The organism is Duganella sp. CT11-25, assembly GCF_047302815.1.
Taxonomy (GTDB): Bacteria; Pseudomonadota; Gammaproteobacteria; order Burkholderiales; family Burkholderiaceae_D; genus Rugamonas.
This window is the reverse complement of the sequence record NZ_JBKBFD010000001.1, coordinates 4,969,300-4,987,745: the sequence shown is the minus strand read 5'-3', so window position 1 is coordinate 4,987,745 and position 18,446 is coordinate 4,969,300. Positions and strand designations below refer to the sequence as shown.

Sequence of the window (18,446 nt, the reverse complement as noted above, 5' to 3'; positions counted from 1 at the left end):
CTTACCTCGTCAGAATGCTTCCAGGAAATTATTTCAGCAACTCGTAGGGACCGCCGCGCTCCAGCGCGCGCTGGAAGGCCGGGCGGCTGTGGATGCGCTTGAGGAAGGCGGTCAGGTTCGGGCGGTTCGCGTCCAGGCCGCCGCGCGCGGACGCCGCCTCCAGCGGAAAGCTCATCTGGATGTCGGCCGCGGTGAACTCGGCGCCGGCAAACCACGGCGTCTTGCTCAACTCGGACTCCAGGTAATTCAAATGCGCCTCGATCTGCGGCAGGATATAACTGCCCTTGACCTTTTGCGCGATGCCGCGCGCGATCGGCTTGACGAAGAACGGCGCCGGGCTGGTCTCCACACGGTCGAAAATCAGTTTCATCAACAGCGGCGCCATCGCCGAGCCTTCCGCGTAATGCAGGAAATAGGTCCAGCGGCGGCGCTCCGCCGTGCCGGCCGGCGGCACCAAGCGGCCATTGCCGTAAGTCTCGATCAGGTACTCGACGATCGCGCCCGACTCGGCCACCACGATCCCGCCGTCGCTGATCACCGGCGACTTGCCCAGCGGGTGGATCGCCCGCAACTCCGGCGGCGCCAGCATGGTCTTCTTGTCGCGCTGGTAGCGCACGATCTCGTATTCCAGGCCCAGCTCCTCCAGCAGCCAGAGCACACGCTGCGAACGCGAATTATTGAGATGGTGGACAACGATCATGTGGATATCCCGAAAAAAGAACGGCCGTGCGCCGCAATCCCGCTAGCTTAGCATTGTTGCCCCTGTTGCGTGGCCTCCCGACAGACTGATGGATTCCATAAGGAAACAGCAGTACACTCATCCCCAGCCTGCCGCCAACCGGAGTGTCCATGAACTTGTTTTCACCGCGTTACCTCACCTTTATCGCCGCCGTCGTCACCTTGCTGGCCTCGCTGGTCCTGGCCGCCCCCTGGTGGATACCGGTGATCGCCGGCGCGCTGACCATCGTCGGCATCACCGACCTGCTGCAAACCAAGCGCGCCCTGCGCCGCAACTACCCGATCCTGGCGCACTTCCGCTTCTTCTTCGAATCGATCCGCCCGGAGATCCGCCAATACCTGCTGGAGGACGACACCGTGGCCGCGCCGTTCTCGCGCAACCAGCGCAGCATCGTCTACCAGCGCGCCAAGATGGACACCGACAAGCGTCCCTTCGGCACCCAGCTCGACGTCTACGCGGCCGGCTACGAATGGATCAACCACTCGATCAGCCCGGCGGCCGAACAGAACCACGACTTCCGCATCGAGATCGGCAACCACCCGGACTGCCCGCGCGCGCAACCGTATTCGGCCAGCGTGTTCAACATCTCGGCGATGAGCTTTGGCGCGCTGTCGGCCAACGCCATCCTGGCGCTCAACGGCGGCGCCAAGGCCGGCGGCTTCATGCACGACACCGGCGAAGGCAGCATCAGCCCCTACCACCGCCAGAACGGCGGCGACCTGGTGTGGGAGATCGGCTCCGGCTACTTCGGCTGCCGCAACGCCGACGGCTCGTTCTCGGAAGCGAACTTCATCGCCAACGCCACCACGCCGCAAGTCAAGATGATCGAACTGAAGCTGTCGCAGGGCGCCAAGCCCGGCCACGGCGGCGTGCTGCCGGGCGCCAAGGTCACGATCGAGATCGCCACCACGCGCGGCGTCACGCTCGGCCAGGACTGCATCTCGCCGTCGACCCACTCGGCCTTCAGCACGCCGCTGGAAATGCTGGCCTTCATCGACAGGCTGCGCACCCTGTCCGGCGGCAAGCCGACCGGCTTCAAACTGGCCATCGGCCACCCGTGGGAATTCTTCGGCATCGTCAAGGCCATGCTGGCGACCGGCATCACGCCGGACTTCATCGTGGTCGACGGCGGCGAAGGCGGCACCGGCGCGGCGCCGGTCGAGTTCACCGACCATATCGGCACGCCGCTGCAGGAAGCGCTGCTGCTGGTGCACAACACGCTGGTCGGCGCCAACCTGCGCGACAAGGTCAAGATCGGCGCCTCGGGCAAGATCATCACCGCCTTCGACATCGCGCGCACCATCGCGCTCGGCGCCGACTGGTGCAACTCGGCGCGCGGCTTCATGTTCGCGCTGGGCTGCATCCAGTCGCAAAGCTGCCACACCGACCACTGCCCGACCGGCGTCGCCACCCAGGACAAGAACCGCCAGCGCGCGCTGGTGGTGCCGGACAAGACGCGGCGCGTGGCCAACTTCCATGAAAACACCTTGAAGGCGCTGGCGCAGCTGATCGCCGCCGCCGGGCTGACGCATCCGTCGCAACTGAAGCCGCGCCACCTGGTGCGGCGCATCTCGGCCAACCAGGTCAAGCTGGCGTCGGCGCTGCTGCCGTATCTGGAGCCGGGCGAGCTGCTCGACCCGAGCCAGCTCGCGCGCCTGCCGCCGGTGTTCGGCCTGTACTGGCCGATGGCGCAGGCGGAGTCGTTCAATCCGCTGTGTTAGTCAGGGAAAGGCAGGTAGCCGCGGCGAATGGCCCACTCTCGCAGTACGGCGTTCATGCCGACTTCCCAACCCTCGCCGGTGCTCTTGAAGACGTCGATCAGATCCGCGTCGTAGTCGATCGTCAGCGATACTTTCGGCGATCCCGGTGGCGGTAGCAGCCGCAAGCGCCAAGGTCGGAACTGCGCCAATTGCTCCTCGGTCAACGGCTGCGCATCGGGGTCGGATAACGCCGCAGCAGTGATTGCCGCGTCCTCTTCCGGCGTCACCAAAATAATTTTACTTTTGTCCAACATAACGAAACTCCTCGACAGCGTTCGCCTTGCGTAGACTAATGATGCGCCGTTTATTTCCATGATCAACGAAAGTCACGTGATACAAGCGATATCCAATAAGACCTATCGCGCACTCACGAAGTTCTGAATAGTGATAACGCTGATCTGGCCAGATCACCGCAGCATCCCATTGAAACGCGGCTGCGGCGGACAGCGGGATCCCGTGCTTCTGCCGGTTGATCTTGTCTTTCTTGGGATCAAAGCTGATCTCCATAATTAATCTTATCCGCAGAAATTGAAAAATCAATCATCCGCAGAAAAGACTAAACGAGCTGGAGGTCGCGGCTTAGCGCCGCCGCAGGGATCAGCGCTGCACGTGCAGCTTGATGACGCGCTTGAGCGGCGCGTTGGCGTCGGAGGATGGCGCGGCGGCCGGCGTGGTTCCGCACGAGCCGCAGCTGCCGCAGCCGTCGCCGCAGCTCGATTTCGTGTTAAACAGTTTCGCTGTTTTCTTCTCGTCGAAGCCGCGCTGGGCCAGGAAATAGACGATCTGCCGGCGCCACGCCGCCGGCAGATACTTGGTGCAGAAGTGCAGCACCGCCGCCGCCACAATCACCGCCACGATCACTTGCTGCCACATATCAGCCTCCCATCGCCAGCGCGACGCGGTACGTCAGGAACGACGCCGCGTAGGCCAGCGCAAACATATAACCGGCCATCAGCAGCGGATAGCGCATGCTGTTGGTCTCGCGGCGCACCACCGACAAGGTCGACATGCACTGCGGCGCAAACACATACCAGGCCAGCAGCGACAAGGCGGTCGGCAGCGCCCAGGTCGAGGCGATGATGGGCGTCAGCGACTGCGCCAGTTCGTCGCCGCTCTGCGACAGCGCGTACACCGTGCCCAGCGCGCCAACCGCCACTTCGCGCGCGGCCAGGCCCGGCACCAGCGCGATGCAGATCTGCCAGTTGAAGCCGATCGGCGCGAACACGTATTCCAGGCCGCGGCCCAGGATGCCCGCCATGCTGTAATAGATGGGCGGATGCGTGGCGCCTTCCGGCGCGCCCGGGAAGGTGCTGAGGAACCACAGCAGTATCATCAAGGTCAGGATGATGGTGCCGACGCGCGACAGGAAGATCTTGCAACGCTCCCACAGGCCCAGCGCCAGGTTCCGCAGGTGCGGCCAGTGATAGGCCGGCAGTTCCAGCATCAGCGGCTGCTGGTGCCTGGAGCCCAGCGTGCGCTTGAAGAACCAGGCCACCGCCATGGCCGAGGCGATGCCGGCGAAGTACAGCGCGAACAGCACCAGGCCCTGCAGGCTCAGGAAGCCGCCCACCTCGCGCTCGGGAATGAAGGCGGCGATGATCAGCGCATACACCGGCAGGCGCGCCGAGCAGGTCATCAGCGGCGCGATCATGATGGTCACCAGGCGGTCGCGCGGGTTCTGGATGGTGCGCGCCGCCATGATGCCGGGAATCGCGCAGGCAAAGCTGGACAGCAGCGGAATGAAGGCGCGGCCCGACAGGCCGACGCCGCCCATCAGGCGATCCAGCAGGAAGGCCGCGCGCGGCAGGTAGCCGCAGTCTTCCAGCACCAGGATGAAGAAGAACAGGATCAGGATCTGCGGCAGGAACACCAGCACGCTGCCGGCGCCGCCCAGCACGCCCTCCACCAGCAGGCTGCGCAGCAGGCCGTCGGCCATCGCGCCCTTGACCAGCTGGCCGACGCCGTCGACGCCGTCCTTGATCATGTCCATCGGCACATTGGCCCAGCTGAACACCGCCTGGAACACCAGGAACATCAGCACCGCCAGGATGACCGGGCCGACCACCGGATGCAGCACCACGTTGTCGATCTTTTCGGTCAGGTTGCCGGTATCGTTGGCGTCGCTGCTGACCAGCGCCAGGATGCGGCGCACTTCGCGCTGCGTCTCTTCCACGCCGACCGCGTCGATCGCCGACAGCGGGTTCGGCTGGGCCACATGCAGCGGCCACATGCCGTCCAGCGCGCGCAGCAGCGACTTCTCGCCGCCGGCCTGCACCGCCACGGTTTCCACCACCGGCATGCCCAGCTCCTGGGCCAGGCGGTCGGCGTCGATCGTGATGCCGCGCTTCTTGGCGACGTCGACCATGTTCAGCGCCAGTATCATCGGCAGGCCCAGGCGCTTGATCTCCAGCACCAGGCGCAGGTTCAGGCGCAGGTTGGTGGCGTTGACCACGCACACCACCAGGTCCGGCGCCGCGTCGCCGGGGCGCAGCCCGGCCACCACGTCACGCGTGATTTCCTCGTCCGGCGTATGCGCCGACAGGCTATAGGCACCCGGCAGGTCCAGTACGCGGAAGCTGTGGCCGTCCGGCGAGTGGAACGAGCCTTCCTTGCGCTCGATGGTCACGCCGGCGTAGTTGGCCACCTTCTGGCGCGCGCCCGTCAGGCGGTTGAATAGGGCGGTCTTGCCGCAATTCGGATTGCCCAGCAAGGCCACCATCGGCGTCTTGGATTGGACTGGCGCCTCCGGCACCGCTTTTTCTACTGCACCCATTATTTATTCCGGTTGAATCGAGATCAGCGCCGCTTCGAAGCGGCGCAATGCGAAAGTGGAGTTGCCGACTTTGATCGCCAGCGGCTCGCCGCCCGGCATGCCGCGCTTGAGCATGCGGATTTTTTCGCCGGGCACAAAACCCAGTTCCATCAGGCGGCGCGCCAGGGCGGCGCCGTCATCTGCGACGTCGCCCGGCGAGACGCGCACCACGGTGGCGTAGGCGCCGACGTTGAGGGCGTCCAGGGTAATCAGGGGAACAGCATGCGTCATGAGCAAATCCGGTCAGAGCCGGCGAACTGCAAGAGCGCGTTCTCGCCGGAAATAAGATACTAGCATTATAAACGGTAATGCGAATTACTTCTATTTGCGCTTGCATCCCGCCCAAAAATCGGGCAGTATACAAATAATGATAATGATTCGCATTAAGTAGCAGGCAATCATGTCATTCAGACTTGTAGTCTCTTTTATCAGCCTAGCCAGAAGGTGCATCAATGATTGTTTGTGTTTGCAACAACATCTCTGATCGTGAAATCCGTCAAGCCATGGAATTGGGATCGACGACGATGGAAGAACTGCGCCGCGACTTGGGCGTTGCGACCTGCTGCGGTCAATGTTTTTCCTGCGCGGAAGACATCCTCAACGAGCACCTGGCCGCCATCGCGGCGAGCGCCGAACTGAAAGCCACCGAGCTGAAACGCCCGGTCTTCACCAGCTAATATGAACACAATGACCTACGGCCGGACAGCCGCCGCGCTGTCCGACGACGATCGCGGCCTGGCCCGCAAGCTCACCGCGCAATGGCGCAGCAACGGCCGCAGGTTTGCGCCGTTTGCGGCAATCGTCCTGGGTCATGCCGTGCTGTTTTACCTGATCAACTCCGGCATGCTGCGCAACGTCACGCACGCGATCCTGCCGCAAGTGGTCAACATCACCTTTGTCGCCTCGCCGGAACCGCTGAAGCAAACGCCGCCACCGCCGCCGAAGACCGTGCCGGTGGTGCAGAAGACGCCGACCTTCGTGCCGCCGCTGCCGCAGCTGAACATCGTCCAGACCGAACCGACCATCACGCTGCCGCCGCCGACGCCGCGCACCGCCGACGCCACGCCGTCGACCGCCGCACCGTCGCCGGTCGCGCCGCCGGCGCCGCCCGCGCCTTCGTCGCCGAAGACCGTCTCTGGCGTGGAATACATCCGCGCGCCGCAACCGGTGTACCCGAGCATCGCCCGCCGCATGGGCGAAACCGGCACCGTCACGCTGCGCGTGCTGATTGGTGAAAAAGGATTGGCCGAACAGGTGGTGGTGCAGAAGTCGTCCGGCTCCGCCAACCTGGACGAAGCCGGCCGCCAGGCCGTGCTGCGCGCGCTGTACAAACCGCACATCGAAGATGGCAAGCCGGTCGCCGTGTACGCGCTGGTGCCGATCAATTTCCAGCTGGGTTAAAGGCTCACCAGCCTCACAGGTCCAGCCTGCCCTCGATGGAGTCGTCCATCGTCTTGCCGATCACGGCGCCGATCAGCATCTTGACGCTGGCCACCGCGCGGCCATGCTTGGTATCCCAGTAGTAGCCGTAGGTCGGCGCGAACTTGATCACCGTGATGCGCGGATCGTCCTCGCCGCCGGTGAACCAGGTCTTCATCGTAAAACTCCACAATTCCTTGATCTTGACCGGATCGCGCGTCACCGTGGCGATGCCTTCCAGGTGCATGAACTCCGCGTGCGCCGAGCCCTGGAAGTACAAGGTCGCCGACGGATCGGCCGCCAGCTCCTGGTTCTTCAAGCTGTCGCCGGCGCTGATGAACCACAGGTTGCCCAGTGCGTCGACCTGCAGCGCCGTCATCGGCCGCGCGTCGCCGGGGCCGCCCGCCGCATCGCTGGTGCAAAAGAAGCAGCCGGGCGTACTGTCGACGAACTCCTTGATTTTCTTGACGGCGTCTTCGCCGATAAGATCCTGGTGATGGGTTTCTGTCTGCTGGGCGTTGATCGAATCCATGGCGGGCTCCTGTAGGGTGAACTGCCATCCTAGTCCCGCCGGCCTCCACGCTCAGTGGGTTGCCTCACACAGGCGGCGGCAAGGAGTGATGCGAACGTTAATTGTTTTCATTTGCACCACTCGTCTCAGTCCGGGGATATTGGTACGCTTTGGACGGAATTCCGCTGCAATCGCTACACGTTGCCGTCCTGTTCGTGGCAAAATGCGGCTATTCCCGCAACCATTGTAGAAAGCCTCCCATGAAGGGCGACCAAGAAGTTATCCGCTTGCTGAATGCTCAGCTGACCAACGAACTCACCGCTATCAACCAGTACTTCCTCCACTCGCGCATGTACCGCCACTGGGGTCTGGAAAAGATCGCCAAGAAGGAATACGAAGAATCGATCGGCGAAATGAAGCACGCCGACAAACTGATCGACCGCATCCTGATGCTGGACGGCCTGCCTAACCTGCAAGCCATGCACAAGATCATGATCGGCGAGAACACCGAAGAAATGATCGGCTGCGACCTGAAGCTGGAAAAAGGCGCGCAGATCACCGTCAAGGAAGGCATCGCCGCCGCCGAGAAGGCAGCCGACTACGTGTCGCGCGACCTGCTGCTGATGATCCTGGAAGACACCGAAGAGCACATCGACTGGCTGGAAACCCAGCTGGACCTGATCGGCAAGATCGGCATCCAGAACTATCTGCAAAGCCAGATGAACGAAGGCTAAGCCATTAGCCAGGAATCACGTTGCAATGCGCCGGGCCCAGCCCGGCGTTTTTTTTATGGAGTTGCATGGAAAAGTTGACGATGGTGGAGATTCCGCCCGGGACCATCGCCATGCGCGATGACCGGACCGGCGCGGCATGGGTGGTGGAATTGCAGCGCTATGCCATGGCCAGCCACCCGGTCACGCAGGCGCAATTTGCGGCACTGGCTGGGCAATGGCCGTCGCCGTCGCGGGCCGGCGACCATCCGGTGGTCAACGTGTCATGGCTGGACGCCGTCACATTCTGCAACCTGCTGTCGGCGGCGAGCGGCCTGACCGCCTGCTACCGCCTCGATCCCGGCCAGGATGACGCCGCGCCCATCCCGGCCGGCACCGGGTACCGCCTGCCGACCGAAGCCGAGTGGGAATACGCCTGCCGCGCCGGCAGCCAGGGCGCGCGATACGGCGACCTTGAGCAGATCGCCTGGTATCGCGACAACGCCGGTGAGGGAACGCGGCCGGTCGGCCTGAAGCAGGCCAATGACTGGGGTTTGCACGACATGCTCGGCAACGTCTGGGAGTGGTGCCACGACCAGTACGACCCCGCCGTGTATGGCAGCTACCGGATCTTTCGCGGCGGCGGCTGGTCCGATACGGAACGCGGCTGCCTGGCCACCAACCGCCGCCGCAGCCACCCGACATTCGCGATCGACGATCTTGGTTTTCGGGTGGTCAGGTCAGCCGGCGATCATGGCGCTGAAACAGCCGCTGGCTGAACGGCCGCCGCCTGCGGCCTTTTTATCCTCACCATCAGCACGGCCACCGCGCCGCAGATCATCAGGCCGCCGGCCAGGCGGATCACGTTTTCCGGATTCCCGCCCAGCAGGCTGCGGTAGTACAGCGGCAGCGTGAAGATCTGGATGATCATCGGGATCACGATGAACATATTGAAGATGCCCATGTAGACGCCGGTGCGTTCGGGTGGAATGCAGCCCGCCAGCATCACATACGGATTGCCCATGATGCTGGCCCAAGCCAGGCCGATGCCCACCATCGGCACGAACAGCAGCGCCGGCGTGTGGATCAGCGGGATGCTCAGCATGGCGGCGCCGGCCAGCGCCAGGCAGGCGCTGTGCGTCAGCTTGGGACCGTAGCGGCGCGTGAACGGCACCAGCGCCAGCGCGCCGATGAACGCGATGAAGTTGTAGAAGGCGCCCACCTGCCCCGCCAGCAGGCCGGCGTCGCGGAAGCCCTGCGACGCCTGGTCGGTGGTGCCGTACAGGGTGGTCGACAGCGACAGCATGATGTACTGCCAATAGCAGAACATCGCATACCACTGGAACAGCTTGACCCACGCCAGTTGGCGCATGGTCGGCGGCATCTCGCGCACCGCGCTGGCGATGTCGCCCAGCGTGTGGCGCCAGCCGGCCGGCCGCGCGCGGATCTCGCGCAGCTCTTCGGCGCCGAGCGGATTTTCCGGCGTGGTCTTCAGCGTCCACAGCACGGAGCTGATCGAGAACACCGCGCCGATCAGGAAGGCGACGATGACGATGTGCGGAATATGGCTGCCGTTGACGGCGTCCTTGTTCATGCCCAGCCAGACCAGCAGCGACGGCGTCAGGTAGGCCAGCGTCTGCCCCAGTCCCGTGAAGGCGCTCTGCGTCAGGAAGCCGACCGAATGCTGCCTGGGCGCCAGCTTGTCGCTGACGAAGGCGCGGTACGGCTCCATCGTCACGTTGTTGGCCGCGTCCAGTATCCACAGCAGGCTGGCGGCCATCCACAGCGTGGGGCTGAACGGCATCGCCAGCAGCCCGAGGCTGCACAGGATGGCGCCGATCAGGAAGTACGGCGTGCGCCGGCCCCAGCGCGTCACCGTGCGGTCGCTCATGGCGCCGATCAACGGCTGCACCAGCAGGCCGGTCATCGGCCCCGCCAGCCACAGGTAAGGCAGGCTGGCCTCGTCCGCGCCCAGGTACTTGTAGATGGGGCTCATGCTGCTCTGCTGCAGGCCGAAACTGAACTGGATGCCGAAGAATCCGATGTTCATGTTGACGATCTGCCAGAACGACAGATGCGGTTTCATGACGCGGCTCCCGGCAGCACGCCACCCGCCCGCCAGCAGGCGAGCCACGGCGCGTAGAACGCCACGTCGTCCGGCACCGCGCCGGACACGCCGCAGATGGCGCCGGCAAAGGCGTTGGCGCGCGCCAGCGTCAGCGCCAACGGCCAGTCCAGCGCTTGACCGAGCAGGAACACGGCGGAGAAGGCGTCGCCCGCGCCGACCGTGTCGACGATGCGCGCGGGCGTGTGGCATGCGTGGTTCGCGGTGACCGTGCCGTCGGCGGCGAAGTGCAGCGCGCCGCGCTCGCCCAGCGTGACGATCAGGCCTTGCAGCGAGAAGATGCGCATCAGCGTCAGGCAGGCGTCGGCCATCGCCGGGTCGCCGGCAGCCGCGGTATCCGGCTTGGTGTGGGTGTACCAGCTGAACAGGTCTTGCAGCTCGTCCTCGTTGACCTTGACCACATCGGCCAGGTGCAGCGATTCGTGGGCGATGCGCTCGGTGACCTGGCCGTCGCGCACATTCAGGTCCAGATAGCGCTGCGCGGTGGACGCCTCCAGCATCGCGCGCAAGCTGCCGCGCGAACGCTCGTGACGCTGCGCCATGGTGCCGAAGTAGATCACGCCCGGTTGCGCGGCGGCCAGCGCCGCCAGCGCGGGCGCGGTCTCCACATAGTCGTAGGCCTGGTCGGGCAGGATGATGAAGCGATGGCCGTCGGCGTTGCGCTCGACCACCACGCGGCCGGTGGCTTCGCGCGGATCGATCTGCAGGCCGGCCTCGCTCATGCCGAAGCGTTCGAACTCGCCGCGCATCAGCGCACCGTTCTTGTCCTCGCCGACGCGCGTGACCATCAGCGTGGCGACGCCGAACGCCGCCAGGTTGCGCGCCACGTTGAACGGCGCGCCGCCGACCACCTGTTCGGTGATGAAATCGTCCACCAGCGCTTCGCCGAATACGGCGATGGTTTGTTCGCTCATGCTGTCGCTCCACGTTCCAGCCAGTGCATCGCATACGGCGCCAGCGTCACCAGCCCTTCCAGTATGCGGCTGTCTGTGCAATCAGTCCAGCGGCCTTGCAACGCATACGATTGCGGCTGGCCGGAGAAATTCATCAAGGTCAAAAAGCGCTCGCCGCGCGCCAGCGCCAGCATGCCGTCGGGCGCATCGGCCAGCAAGGTGCGCGGCGCGTCGGCGGCCAGCGCCTCGTGCTGCCGGCGGATGCGCAGCAGTTGCGCCAGCCGCTGGTGCATCTGCCCGGCCACGCTGCCGGCGTAGTCGCGTTCTTTCCAGCGCGCGCGGTCGAATGCCGGGCGTTGCAGCCAGCGGCTGTCCATCGCATGCTGCGGGCGGTGCAGATAGCTGTAGTCGTTTTCCATCGCCAGCTCGTCGCCCATGTACAGCACCGGCAGCGCGCCGAAGCTCAGCGCCAGGCCGTGCAGCAGCAGCATGCGGCGCAGCGCCAGCGCGCGCTCCTCCTCGGTGTCGGCCGTCTGCAGGCCGGTCAGCGATGCCGCCATGCCGTTGCTGCCGTGCGCAGCGTTCGGGTCGCTGCTCTGGAAAGCGGCGCCGGACGCATAACTGCCTTCGGCGCCGCTGAAGAAGCGCGCCACGCGCGCCAGCCGCGCGGCGCTGTCCCGGCCATCAGCGGAGGCTTCCGCGCGCAATACGTTCCAGCCGATGTCGTCATGGCAGCGCACATAGCTCAGCCACGTCGCGGCGGGCGGCAGTTGCGGCGTGTTGCGGATCACCTCGCGCAGCACGCCCGTGCCCTGCTCCGCCAGCGCCACCCAGCCGGCCGCCATCAGACTGCTGTGATAGGCGATGTGGCATTCCGGCGCGTCGGCGCTGCCCAGGTAGGCCGGCAGCTCGCGCGTCGGCACGATGGCTTCCGCCTTCAGCAGCACGCCCGGCGCGACGATGTCGACGATCGCGCGCAAGGCTTGCAGGATCTGGTGCGCCTCCGGCTGGTTCATGCTGTTGCTGCCTTCGCGCTTCCACAGGAAGGCGGTGGAGTCGAGGCGGAATACTTCGATGCCGCGATTGGCCAGGCGCAGCAGCGCGGCGGCCATCTCGGCGAACACCGCCGGGTTGGCGTAGTTCAGGTCCCACTGGTAGGGATAGAAGGTGGTCCACACCCAGCTGTCCAGCGCTTCGACAAAACTGAAATTGCCCGGCGCGACCTGGGGAAACACCTGGCCCAGCGTGCGCTCATGGCGGTCCGGCATGGCGCGGTCGGGGAAGGTCAGGAACATCGCCTTCGCCTGCGCATCGCCGGCCTTGGCGGCCAGCGCCCAGGCGTGATCGTCGGCAACGTGGTTGAGGATGAAGTCCGAGCACAGGCTGACGCCCGCCGCGCGCAACTCCGTCGTCAAGGCGTCGAGATCGGCGTTGCTGCCCAGCGCGGGTTCGACGTCGTCGAAACTGGAGACGGCGAAGCCGCCGTCGTTCTCGCCGGCCCGCGCACGCAGGAACGGCAGCAGGTGCAGATAGCTGACCCCCAGCTCCCGCAGGTACGGAATGCGCGCCGCCACGCCGTTCAAGTCGCCGCCGAAGTTCTGCACATAGGCGCAATAGCCCAGCATGCGCTGGCTGAGGAACCACTCCGGCTGCGCCGCGCGCTGTTCATCCAGCGCGCGCAGCTCCGCCGGCCGCGCCGAATACAGCGCGCCCAGCGACGCCATCAGCTCGCCCAGCCACGCGTCGAAATCGGCGCGCCCGCCATACAGGCCGGCCAGCAGCCGGCGCAGCACCGGCTCATGGATCGCCAGGCGCCGCGCGGCTTGCGGCCGCAGGGCATCGGAAAGGACCGCGAGCATACGGTCCGACATGACTTTAGAAGGCATAGGACAGGCTGACTTTGGCGGCACGGCCGGTGATGGAGCGCGCGGCGTGGCCGTCGCCTTCCACCTCGGTGTAGCCGATCTTGTTGAACAGATTATTCACGCTCAGCGACACGGTGGCTTTCTCCGTGAGCTGGTAATTGGCGAAGGCGTTCACCACCGCATAGGAAGGCAGCACGATGGTGTGCGCATCGTCGCCCCACGACTTGCCGGTGCCGATCAGGCTGGCGCCGATCGTGGCGTCGCCGAAGCTGTAGGTCGGCGCGATCTGGTAGATCACCTTGGCCTGGCGGCGCGGCGTCTTACCGATATTGGCCACGTCCGCGGCGGCCGTGCCGGTGATCTTGGCGTCGGTGTAGGTCATGCCGCCGGTGACGCGGAAGCCGCCGGCATTGTAGGCGCCTTCCAGCTCGACGCCCTTGGCGTCGTACTTGTTGGAGGTGCTGCGCTGCGTGGTCGCTTCGTAGTTGCTCTCGTCGGTCTTGGCCTGGAACAGCGTCACGAAGGTGCTGACGCCGCCGCTGCGCCATTTGACGCCGCCCTCGATCTGCTTTACGGTGTTGATGTTGATCGGCGCGCTGCCGTCCAGCGGGGTGCCGAACAGGATGCGGTCGGCGTTGAAGGAGACGCCGTCGCTGACGCGCGCAAACGCCGCCAGGTTGCTGGTCACGCGGTAGTTGCCGCCCACCGAATACGAGGTGTGGTTGATCTTGTAGTCGACCAGTTGCTCGGTGGCCGGATCGTAGCGCAGCGTGCCGCCGCTGCTGCTGGCGATATTGGCCGTGCCGCTGGCTTGCTGGCGGTCCTGGCGGATGCTGGCGTCCAGGTTCAGCGGACCGGCTTCATAGCCCAGGTTCAGGTAAGGCGAGGTCAGTTTGTATTCCATGTCGACCGCACGCGAACAGCAGCCGCCGAAAGCCGGGCCGACCAGGCCGGGCGTGGCGCTCGCCGTCTGCAGCAGCGCCGGTTTGTCGCCGGTGGCCTGCATCAGGTACTCGTTGAAGTTCCAGGTCAGCGCCAGCTTCTGCGTCGACAGGTACAGCCCTGCGGTGGTGGTCAGCTTGGCGCCGTCGGCCAGCTTGAAGGTCTTGGCCAGCTTGGTGTCGTTCAGCGTATTGCCGGCATCGTCGATCGAGGTGTTGAACACCACGGCGGAGAAGGCGCGGCCGTTGTAGGCCTTGCCCTTGTTCGGACCGGTCGCGAACACATAGCTGCCGACCGTGCCGTTGTTACCGGCGAAGACGCCGGTGAAGCGGCCGCTGTTGTCGGAAGTACGGAACTTGTCGCTCAGGTTCCAGCCGTCGCCCAGGTCGAACGAGCCTTCCAGGCCGATCGAATCGCTCTTCACGCGCAGGCCGTCGTTGACGTTGGTGGAGACCGGCGTGTTGTTCTTGCCCAGCGTGACATCGCGCACCCAGTACGGCGAATAGAACGTCACCTTGCGCGGATCGATGCCGGGGATTTCCTGGATCTGCTGGTTTACCACCTGTACCGGCACCGGCAGCGCGGTCGGCGACTGGTCGTCCAGGTGCTTGAACGACAAACGGATAAAGCCATTGTCCAGTTGATGCGTCAGATTGCCGCGGATCTGGCCGCCGCTCTCGGTGCTCATGCCGGTATCGCGCACGCCTTCGCCGGTGCGGTAGCTGCCGCCGATGAAGAAACGGGTCTTGTCCGAGATCGGCGCGCCGTAGTCGAAGTCGTAGCGCGTCTGGTCGTAGCCCAGGCCACGGCTGATGCCGACATGGCCGCCCTTCTCTTCGCCTGTCTTGGTGATGAAGTTGACGATGCCGCCCGGCGCGTTGGTGGCCAGCGTCGACGCCGAACCGCCGCGCACCACTTCCAGGTGGTCCAGCGTGCCGTCGATCTTCACATAGCTGTCCGGCGTGATGAAGTTGAAATCACCCGATTGCAGCACCGGCAGGCCGTCCTCCTGGATTTGCACGTAGCGCGCGCCGCCGGCCGAAATCGGCACGCCGCGCACCGTGATGTTGGCGTTGCCCTCGCCGCCCGACGATTCCGAGCGCACGCCCGGCACCGAGCGCAGCACTTCGGCCGCGCTCATCGGCGCGCTGTTCTTGATCACGTCGCCGTCCAGCGTGCTGATGGAGACGCTGGATTTCATTTTCGACGAGCCGCCGGTGCTGCCGGTGACCACCACGCGTTCCATGTTGAGGCCGTCGGCCGGCGGGGTTTCCTGCGCTGCGGCGCCGCCCATGTGCAGGATTGCCGATGCGACGGCGGCAGCGATGCCGCCCAGTTTGATGGTGCGATATTCCATTGTCGTCTCCAGATTATTGTCGTTTTGAACTGCTCTTTTATTGAGCAGATGCGCCATTATTCACTGAAAACACATTTAATGCAATCGATTGCATAACTTTGCAAAAAGACTTTACATTGCTCTCTATGAGCCAAATGCAAACGGTTGCATAAATCAGACAGAACTGGCGCGGACGATCAGCTGGGTAGGGAGTTGCAGCGAAGGCGCGGGACGGCCTTCGGTCAATCCAAGCAGGGAGGCCACCAGCGCCCGGCCGGCCTCGCGGATGGGCTGCCGCACGGTGCTCAGCGGCGGATGGAAGTAGCTGGCCAGCTCGATATCGTCATAGCCGACCACCGCCACCCGGCCGGGCACGTCCATGCCGAGCTGGCGCAGGGTGTTGATGGCGGTCATGGCCATCAGGTCGCTGCCGGCGAAGACGGCGTCGAACGGGACGTCGCGGCGCAGCAGTTCCTGCACGGCCTCGCGGCCGCCCTCCGGCAGGAAGGACACGGAAACCTGCAGGCGCGGATCGACGCCGATGCCGGCCGCCGTCAGCGCCTTGCAAAGGCCGGCGTAGCGCTGGCCCACTTCCGGCAGGTTGATGTCGCCGAAGAAGGCGATGTTCTTGCGGCCCTGCGCGATCAGGTGCGCGCCGGCCAGCTCGCCGCCGGCCAGGTTGTCGCCGCCGACGGTGCAATACAGCTGCTGCGGCAATTGCGCGCCCCACACCACGATCGGCACATGGCGCGCCGCCAGCTGGTTCAGTTGTTCATGGTGGCGCCACTGGCCGATCAGCACGATGCCGATCACGCGGCCCGTATCGAAGGGCGCGGCGGCCGCGTCCAGCTCCTCGGCGTCGACCCGCGAGACCAGCATGTCGAAACCCTGCTCGGTCAGCGCATCGGCCAGGCTGCCCAGCATGGACAGGAAGAACGGATCGGACAGGTGCTGGCGCGTGGCCGAATCGTAGGGCACCACCACGCCGACCGTGCGGTTCTGCTTCATGCGCAGGTTTTGCGCGCCGATATTGATGTTGTACTTGAGCGAACGCGCCAGCTCCATGATGCGCACGCGCGTCTCTTCGCTGATCAGCTTGCTGCCCGCCAGCGCCCGCGACACGGTCGAGGTGGAGACCCCGGCCAGCCGCGCGATGTCGGCCATCTGCAAGCGCCGCTGCTGGGCGGAGCTATCCGCGTCGGGCGGCGTGGTCTTGGGCATCGGCTTACGCGGACGGAACGGTGTCCTTGAACGACTGGCGTTCGGACAGCTTGTCGTACAGGCGCGCCAGGTTGGCGTAATCGTCGCGCCAGGTGATTTCCGGGAAGCGGAACGACAGCCAGCCCAGCGTGCAGCCCACCGCCACGTCGGCCAGCGAGTAGTGCACGCCGGCGCAGTATGGCTGCTCGCCCAGCTTGGCCGACAGCGCGGCCAGGCCCAGCTGCACCTTGCGCATCTGGCGCGCCATCCATTCTTCGCTTTGCTTCTCGACCGGGCGCATGACGCGCTCCAGGCGCACGCTGACGGCGGCGTCCAGCATGCCGTCGGCCAGCGCTTCCCAGCACTTGATGTCGGCGCGGTCGCGGCCGTTCGGCGGCAGCAGCTTGCAGACCGGCGTCAGCGTATCGAGATATTCGACCATGACACGCGAATCGATCATCACGTTGCCGTCTTCCATGATCAGGCTGGGCACCTTGCCCAGCGGGTTGAGCTGATCGATCGTGGTATCCGCAGCCCACACGTTTTCCAATTCAAACTGGTAGTCGAGCTTTTTTTCCGCCAGGACAACGCGAACTTTACGGACATAAGGACTGGCGAGGGAACCGATGAGTTTCATAGAGACTTATAGAGGAAGAACAGGCCACAGTATAACATCGGCGGGTCGGCGGCCCGCCAATGGTAAAATCTACCTTTGCGCAATTTTAACCCTGCCCTCTTCCCATCATGACCACTACTCCTTACTCCACGCTGTCGGCGCTGTCGCCGCTGGACGGCCGCTACGCCGGTAAAACCGACCTGCTGCGTCCCATCCTGTCCGAATCGGGCTTCATGCACCACCGCGTCAAAGTAGAAATCTCCTGGCTGCAGGCGCTGTCGCTGGCCGGTTTCGCTGAAATCAAGCCGTTCTCGGCCGCCGGCTCCGCCCTGCTGGACAAGATCGCCAGCGACTTCACCGAACAAGACGCCGCCCGCATCAAGGAAATCGAAGCCGTCACCAACCACGACGTCAAGGCCGTGGAGTACTGGCTCAAGGAGCAGGTCAAGGACGTGCCGGAACTGGTGGCCGCGTCGGAATTCATCCACTTCGCCTGCACCTCGGAAGACATCAACAACACTTCGCACGGCATGATGCTGAAGGCGGCCCGCGACAGCGTCATGCTGCCGTCGCTGCGCAACGTCATCGCCAAGCTGACCGAGATCGCCCACGCCAACGCCGACCTGCCGATGCTGTCGCGCACCCACGGCCAGACCGCCAGCCCGACCACCCTGGGCAAGGAAATGGCCAACGTCGTCGCCCGCCTGCAGCGCGCCATCAAGCGCATCGAGCAGGTCGAGATCCTCGGCAAGATGAACGGCGCGGTCGGCAACTACAACGCCCACCTGTCGGCCTACCCGTCGTTCGACTGGGCGGCGTTCTCGCAGAAGGTCATCGAGCAGCGCCTGGGCCTGGTGTTCAACCCGTACACCATCCAGATCGAACCGCACGACTACATGGCCGAGCTGTTCGACGCCTTCGCCCGCGTCAACACCATCCTGCTGGACCTGAACCGCGACATCTGGAGCTACGTCTCGCTGGGCTACTTCAAGCAAAAGCTGAAGGCCGGCGAAATCGGTTCGTCGACCATGCCGCACAAGGTCAACCCGATCGACTTCGAAAACTCCGAAGGCAACCTGGGCCTGGCCAACGCCGTGCTGAAGCACCTGTCGGAAAAACTGCCGGTCTCGCGCCTGCAGCGCGACCTGACCGACTCGACCGTGCTGCGCAACATCGGCGTCGGCTTCGGCTACACGCTGCTGGCCTACGACAGCTGCCTGCGCGGCCTGAACAAGCTGGAAGTCAATCCGGCCCGCCTGGCGGCCGACCTCGACGCCAACTGGGAAGTGCTGGCCGAGCCGGTGCAGACCGTGATGCGCCGCTACGGCATCGAGAACCCGTACGAGCAGCTGAAAGAGCTGACCCGCGGCAAAGGCATCTCGAAAGACGCGCTGCGCGACTTCATCACCGGCCTCAGCATTCCGCAAGACGCCAAGGACTTGCTGCTGGACATGACCCCGGCCAACTACATCGGCATCGCCGCGTCTCTGGCAAAAGCCATCTGATGTAAAAAAGCAA

19 protein-coding genes are annotated in these 18,446 nt (G+C 64.8%); 6 read left to right on the top strand and 13 right to left on the bottom strand.

The window, feature by feature from the left end:
* Window positions 1–28 precede the first annotated feature (28 nt).
* Window positions 29–700 carry a glutathione S-transferase gene (locus ACEN9F_RS21390; protein ID WP_413423101.1) on the bottom strand — a complete coding sequence of 224 codons (672 nt, stop codon included), beginning with the start codon at window positions 698–700 and terminating at the stop codon, window positions 29–31.
* 149 nt (window positions 701–849) lie between these two features.
* On the opposite strand from ACEN9F_RS21390, the gene ACEN9F_RS21385 reads away from it, so the two are divergent.
* Window positions 850–2,460, top strand: coding sequence for an FMN-binding glutamate synthase family protein (locus tag ACEN9F_RS21385; RefSeq protein ID WP_413423099.1), 1,611 nt, complete (start codon window positions 850–852; stop codon window positions 2,458–2,460).
* Here the strand turns inward: ACEN9F_RS21385 and ACEN9F_RS21380 are convergent.
* The 5 genes from ACEN9F_RS21380 to ACEN9F_RS21360 all read right to left on the bottom strand — a co-directional run bounded on the left by ACEN9F_RS21380 (window position 2,457) and on the right by ACEN9F_RS21360 (window position 5,542).
* Window positions 2,457–2,753, bottom strand: a complete 297-nt coding sequence (locus ACEN9F_RS21380; RefSeq protein WP_413423097.1) for a BrnA antitoxin family protein — start codon at window positions 2,751–2,753, stop codon at window positions 2,457–2,459. The two genes, ACEN9F_RS21385 and ACEN9F_RS21380, sit on opposite strands and share 4 nt — an antisense overlap.
* On the bottom strand, window positions 2,737–3,006 hold the full coding sequence (locus ACEN9F_RS21375; protein ID WP_413423095.1) for a BrnT family toxin: 270 nt from the start codon (window positions 3,004–3,006) through the stop codon (window positions 2,737–2,739). The genes ACEN9F_RS21380 and ACEN9F_RS21375 overlap by 17 nt, the downstream gene beginning before the upstream one ends.
* 90 nt (window positions 3,007–3,096) lie before the next feature.
* Window positions 3,097–3,372 carry a DUF6587 family protein gene (locus ACEN9F_RS21370; RefSeq protein WP_413423093.1) on the bottom strand — a complete coding sequence of 92 codons (276 nt, stop codon included), beginning with the start codon at window positions 3,370–3,372 and terminating at the stop codon, window positions 3,097–3,099.
* Window position 3,373: 1 nt separating this feature from the next.
* Complete coding sequence (feoB, locus tag ACEN9F_RS21365) at window positions 3,374–5,272, bottom strand: ferrous iron transporter B (RefSeq protein WP_413423091.1); 1,899 nt, start codon at window positions 5,270–5,272, stop codon at window positions 3,374–3,376.
* Between the two features lie 3 nt (window positions 5,273–5,275).
* Window positions 5,276–5,542: a FeoA family protein gene (locus tag ACEN9F_RS21360; protein WP_413423089.1), complete on the bottom strand. Its 267-nt coding sequence runs from the start codon at window positions 5,540–5,542 to the stop codon at window positions 5,276–5,278.
* A 221-nt stretch (window positions 5,543–5,763) separates the two neighbouring features.
* Between ACEN9F_RS21360 and ACEN9F_RS21355 the strand changes: the two genes are divergently transcribed.
* Both ACEN9F_RS21355 and ACEN9F_RS21350 read left to right on the top strand, forming a co-directional pair.
* A complete protein-coding gene (locus ACEN9F_RS21355; protein ID WP_413423087.1) occupies window positions 5,764–5,988 on the top strand; it encodes a bacterioferritin-associated ferredoxin in 225 nt (74 codons plus the stop codon).
* Window position 5,989: 1 nt separating this feature from the next.
* Window positions 5,990–6,712 (top strand): energy transducer TonB, encoded by a 723-nt coding sequence (locus ACEN9F_RS21350; RefSeq protein ID WP_413423085.1) that lies wholly within the window; start codon window positions 5,990–5,992, stop codon window positions 6,710–6,712.
* 13 nt (window positions 6,713–6,725) lie between these two features.
* On the opposite strand, the gene ACEN9F_RS21345 is transcribed toward ACEN9F_RS21350, so the two are convergent.
* Window positions 6,726–7,262, bottom strand: coding sequence for a pyridoxamine 5'-phosphate oxidase family protein (locus ACEN9F_RS21345; RefSeq protein WP_413423083.1), 537 nt, complete (start codon window positions 7,260–7,262; stop codon window positions 6,726–6,728).
* Between the two features lie 239 nt (window positions 7,263–7,501).
* Between ACEN9F_RS21345 and bfr the strand changes: the two genes are divergently transcribed.
* Together bfr and ACEN9F_RS21335 are read left to right on the top strand one after the other, a co-directional pair.
* The gene (gene bfr, locus ACEN9F_RS21340) at window positions 7,502–7,975 is read left to right on the top strand and encodes a bacterioferritin (protein WP_413423081.1); all 474 of its coding nucleotides are present in this window, start codon (window positions 7,502–7,504) and stop codon (window positions 7,973–7,975) included.
* Between the two features lie 65 nt (window positions 7,976–8,040).
* A complete protein-coding gene (locus tag ACEN9F_RS21335; protein ID WP_413423079.1) occupies window positions 8,041–8,730 on the top strand; it encodes a formylglycine-generating enzyme family protein in 690 nt (229 codons plus the stop codon).
* Here ACEN9F_RS21335 and ACEN9F_RS21330 read toward each other — a convergent pair.
* The 6 genes from ACEN9F_RS21330 to ACEN9F_RS21305 form a co-directional block, all read right to left on the bottom strand.
* Window positions 8,703–10,037, bottom strand: coding sequence for an MFS transporter (locus ACEN9F_RS21330; RefSeq protein ID WP_413423077.1), 1,335 nt, complete (start codon window positions 10,035–10,037; stop codon window positions 8,703–8,705). The genes ACEN9F_RS21335 and ACEN9F_RS21330 overlap by 28 nt on opposite strands.
* On the bottom strand, window positions 10,034–10,990 hold the full coding sequence (locus ACEN9F_RS21325) for a PfkB family carbohydrate kinase (protein WP_413423075.1): 957 nt from the start codon (window positions 10,988–10,990) through the stop codon (window positions 10,034–10,036). The genes ACEN9F_RS21330 and ACEN9F_RS21325 overlap by 4 nt, the downstream gene beginning before the upstream one ends.
* Complete coding sequence (locus ACEN9F_RS21320) at window positions 10,987–12,828, bottom strand: alpha-amylase family glycosyl hydrolase (RefSeq protein ID WP_413423073.1); 1,842 nt, start codon at window positions 12,826–12,828, stop codon at window positions 10,987–10,989. The genes ACEN9F_RS21325 and ACEN9F_RS21320 overlap by 4 nt, the downstream gene beginning before the upstream one ends.
* Before the next feature lie 16 nt (window positions 12,829–12,844).
* Window positions 12,845–15,133 carry a TonB-dependent receptor gene (locus tag ACEN9F_RS21315; RefSeq protein WP_413423071.1) on the bottom strand — a complete coding sequence of 763 codons (2,289 nt, stop codon included), beginning with the start codon at window positions 15,131–15,133 and terminating at the stop codon, window positions 12,845–12,847.
* A 153-nt stretch (window positions 15,134–15,286) separates the two neighbouring features.
* Window positions 15,287–16,333: a LacI family DNA-binding transcriptional regulator gene (locus ACEN9F_RS21310; RefSeq protein ID WP_413423069.1), complete on the bottom strand. Its 1,047-nt coding sequence runs from the start codon at window positions 16,331–16,333 to the stop codon at window positions 15,287–15,289.
* A gap of 4 nt (window positions 16,334–16,337) precedes the next feature.
* Entirely contained in the window at window positions 16,338–16,949 is a 612-nt protein-coding gene (locus tag ACEN9F_RS21305) for a glutathione S-transferase N-terminal domain-containing protein (protein ID WP_413423067.1), read from the bottom strand.
* A gap of 107 nt (window positions 16,950–17,056) precedes the next feature.
* On the opposite strand from ACEN9F_RS21305, the gene purB reads away from it, so the two are divergent.
* Window positions 17,057–18,433 carry an adenylosuccinate lyase gene (gene purB, locus ACEN9F_RS21300; protein WP_413423065.1) on the top strand — a complete coding sequence of 459 codons (1,377 nt, stop codon included), beginning with the start codon at window positions 17,057–17,059 and terminating at the stop codon, window positions 18,431–18,433.
* The last annotated feature ends 13 nt before the right edge of the window (window positions 18,434–18,446 follow it).

Coding starts and splice junctions, on each gene's coding strand:
- ACEN9F_RS21390 (WP_413423101.1), bottom strand. CDS start 700: ATGATCGTTGTCCACCATCTCAATAATTCGCGTTCGCAGCGTGTGCTC.
- ACEN9F_RS21380 (WP_413423097.1), bottom strand. CDS start 2,753: ATGTTGGACAAAAGTAAAATTATTTTGGTGACGCCGGAAGAGGACGCG.
- bfr (WP_413423081.1), top strand. CDS start 7,502: ATGAAGGGCGACCAAGAAGTTATCCGCTTGCTGAATGCTCAGCTGACC.
- ACEN9F_RS21330 (WP_413423077.1), bottom strand. CDS start 10,037: ATGAAACCGCATCTGTCGTTCTGGCAGATCGTCAACATGAACATCGGA.
- ACEN9F_RS21310 (WP_413423069.1), bottom strand. CDS start 16,333: ATGCCCAAGACCACGCCGCCCGACGCGGATAGCTCCGCCCAGCAGCGG.
- ACEN9F_RS21370 (WP_413423093.1), bottom strand. CDS start 3,372: ATGTGGCAGCAAGTGATCGTGGCGGTGATTGTGGCGGCGGCGGTGCTG.
- ACEN9F_RS21355 (WP_413423087.1), top strand. CDS start 5,764: ATGATTGTTTGTGTTTGCAACAACATCTCTGATCGTGAAATCCGTCAA.
- ACEN9F_RS21325 (WP_413423075.1), bottom strand. CDS start 10,990: ATGAGCGAACAAACCATCGCCGTATTCGGCGAAGCGCTGGTGGACGAT.
- ACEN9F_RS21320 (WP_413423073.1), bottom strand. CDS start 12,828: ATGCTCGCGGTCCTTTCCGATGCCCTGCGGCCGCAAGCCGCGCGGCGC.
- ACEN9F_RS21350 (WP_413423085.1), top strand. CDS start 5,990: ATGAACACAATGACCTACGGCCGGACAGCCGCCGCGCTGTCCGACGAC.
- ACEN9F_RS21360 (WP_413423089.1), bottom strand. CDS start 5,542: ATGACGCATGCTGTTCCCCTGATTACCCTGGACGCCCTCAACGTCGGC.
- ACEN9F_RS21315 (WP_413423071.1), bottom strand. CDS start 15,133: ATGGAATATCGCACCATCAAACTGGGCGGCATCGCTGCCGCCGTCGCA.
- feoB (WP_413423091.1), bottom strand. CDS start 5,272: ATGGGTGCAGTAGAAAAAGCGGTGCCGGAGGCGCCAGTCCAATCCAAG.
- ACEN9F_RS21385 (WP_413423099.1), top strand. CDS start 850: ATGAACTTGTTTTCACCGCGTTACCTCACCTTTATCGCCGCCGTCGTC.
- ACEN9F_RS21335 (WP_413423079.1), top strand. CDS start 8,041: ATGGAAAAGTTGACGATGGTGGAGATTCCGCCCGGGACCATCGCCATG.
- ACEN9F_RS21305 (WP_413423067.1), bottom strand. CDS start 16,949: ATGAAACTCATCGGTTCCCTCGCCAGTCCTTATGTCCGTAAAGTTCGC.
- ACEN9F_RS21345 (WP_413423083.1), bottom strand. CDS start 7,262: ATGGATTCGATCAACGCCCAGCAGACAGAAACCCATCACCAGGATCTT.
- ACEN9F_RS21375 (WP_413423095.1), bottom strand. CDS start 3,006: ATGGAGATCAGCTTTGATCCCAAGAAAGACAAGATCAACCGGCAGAAG.
- purB (WP_413423065.1), top strand. CDS start 17,057: ATGACCACTACTCCTTACTCCACGCTGTCGGCGCTGTCGCCGCTGGAC.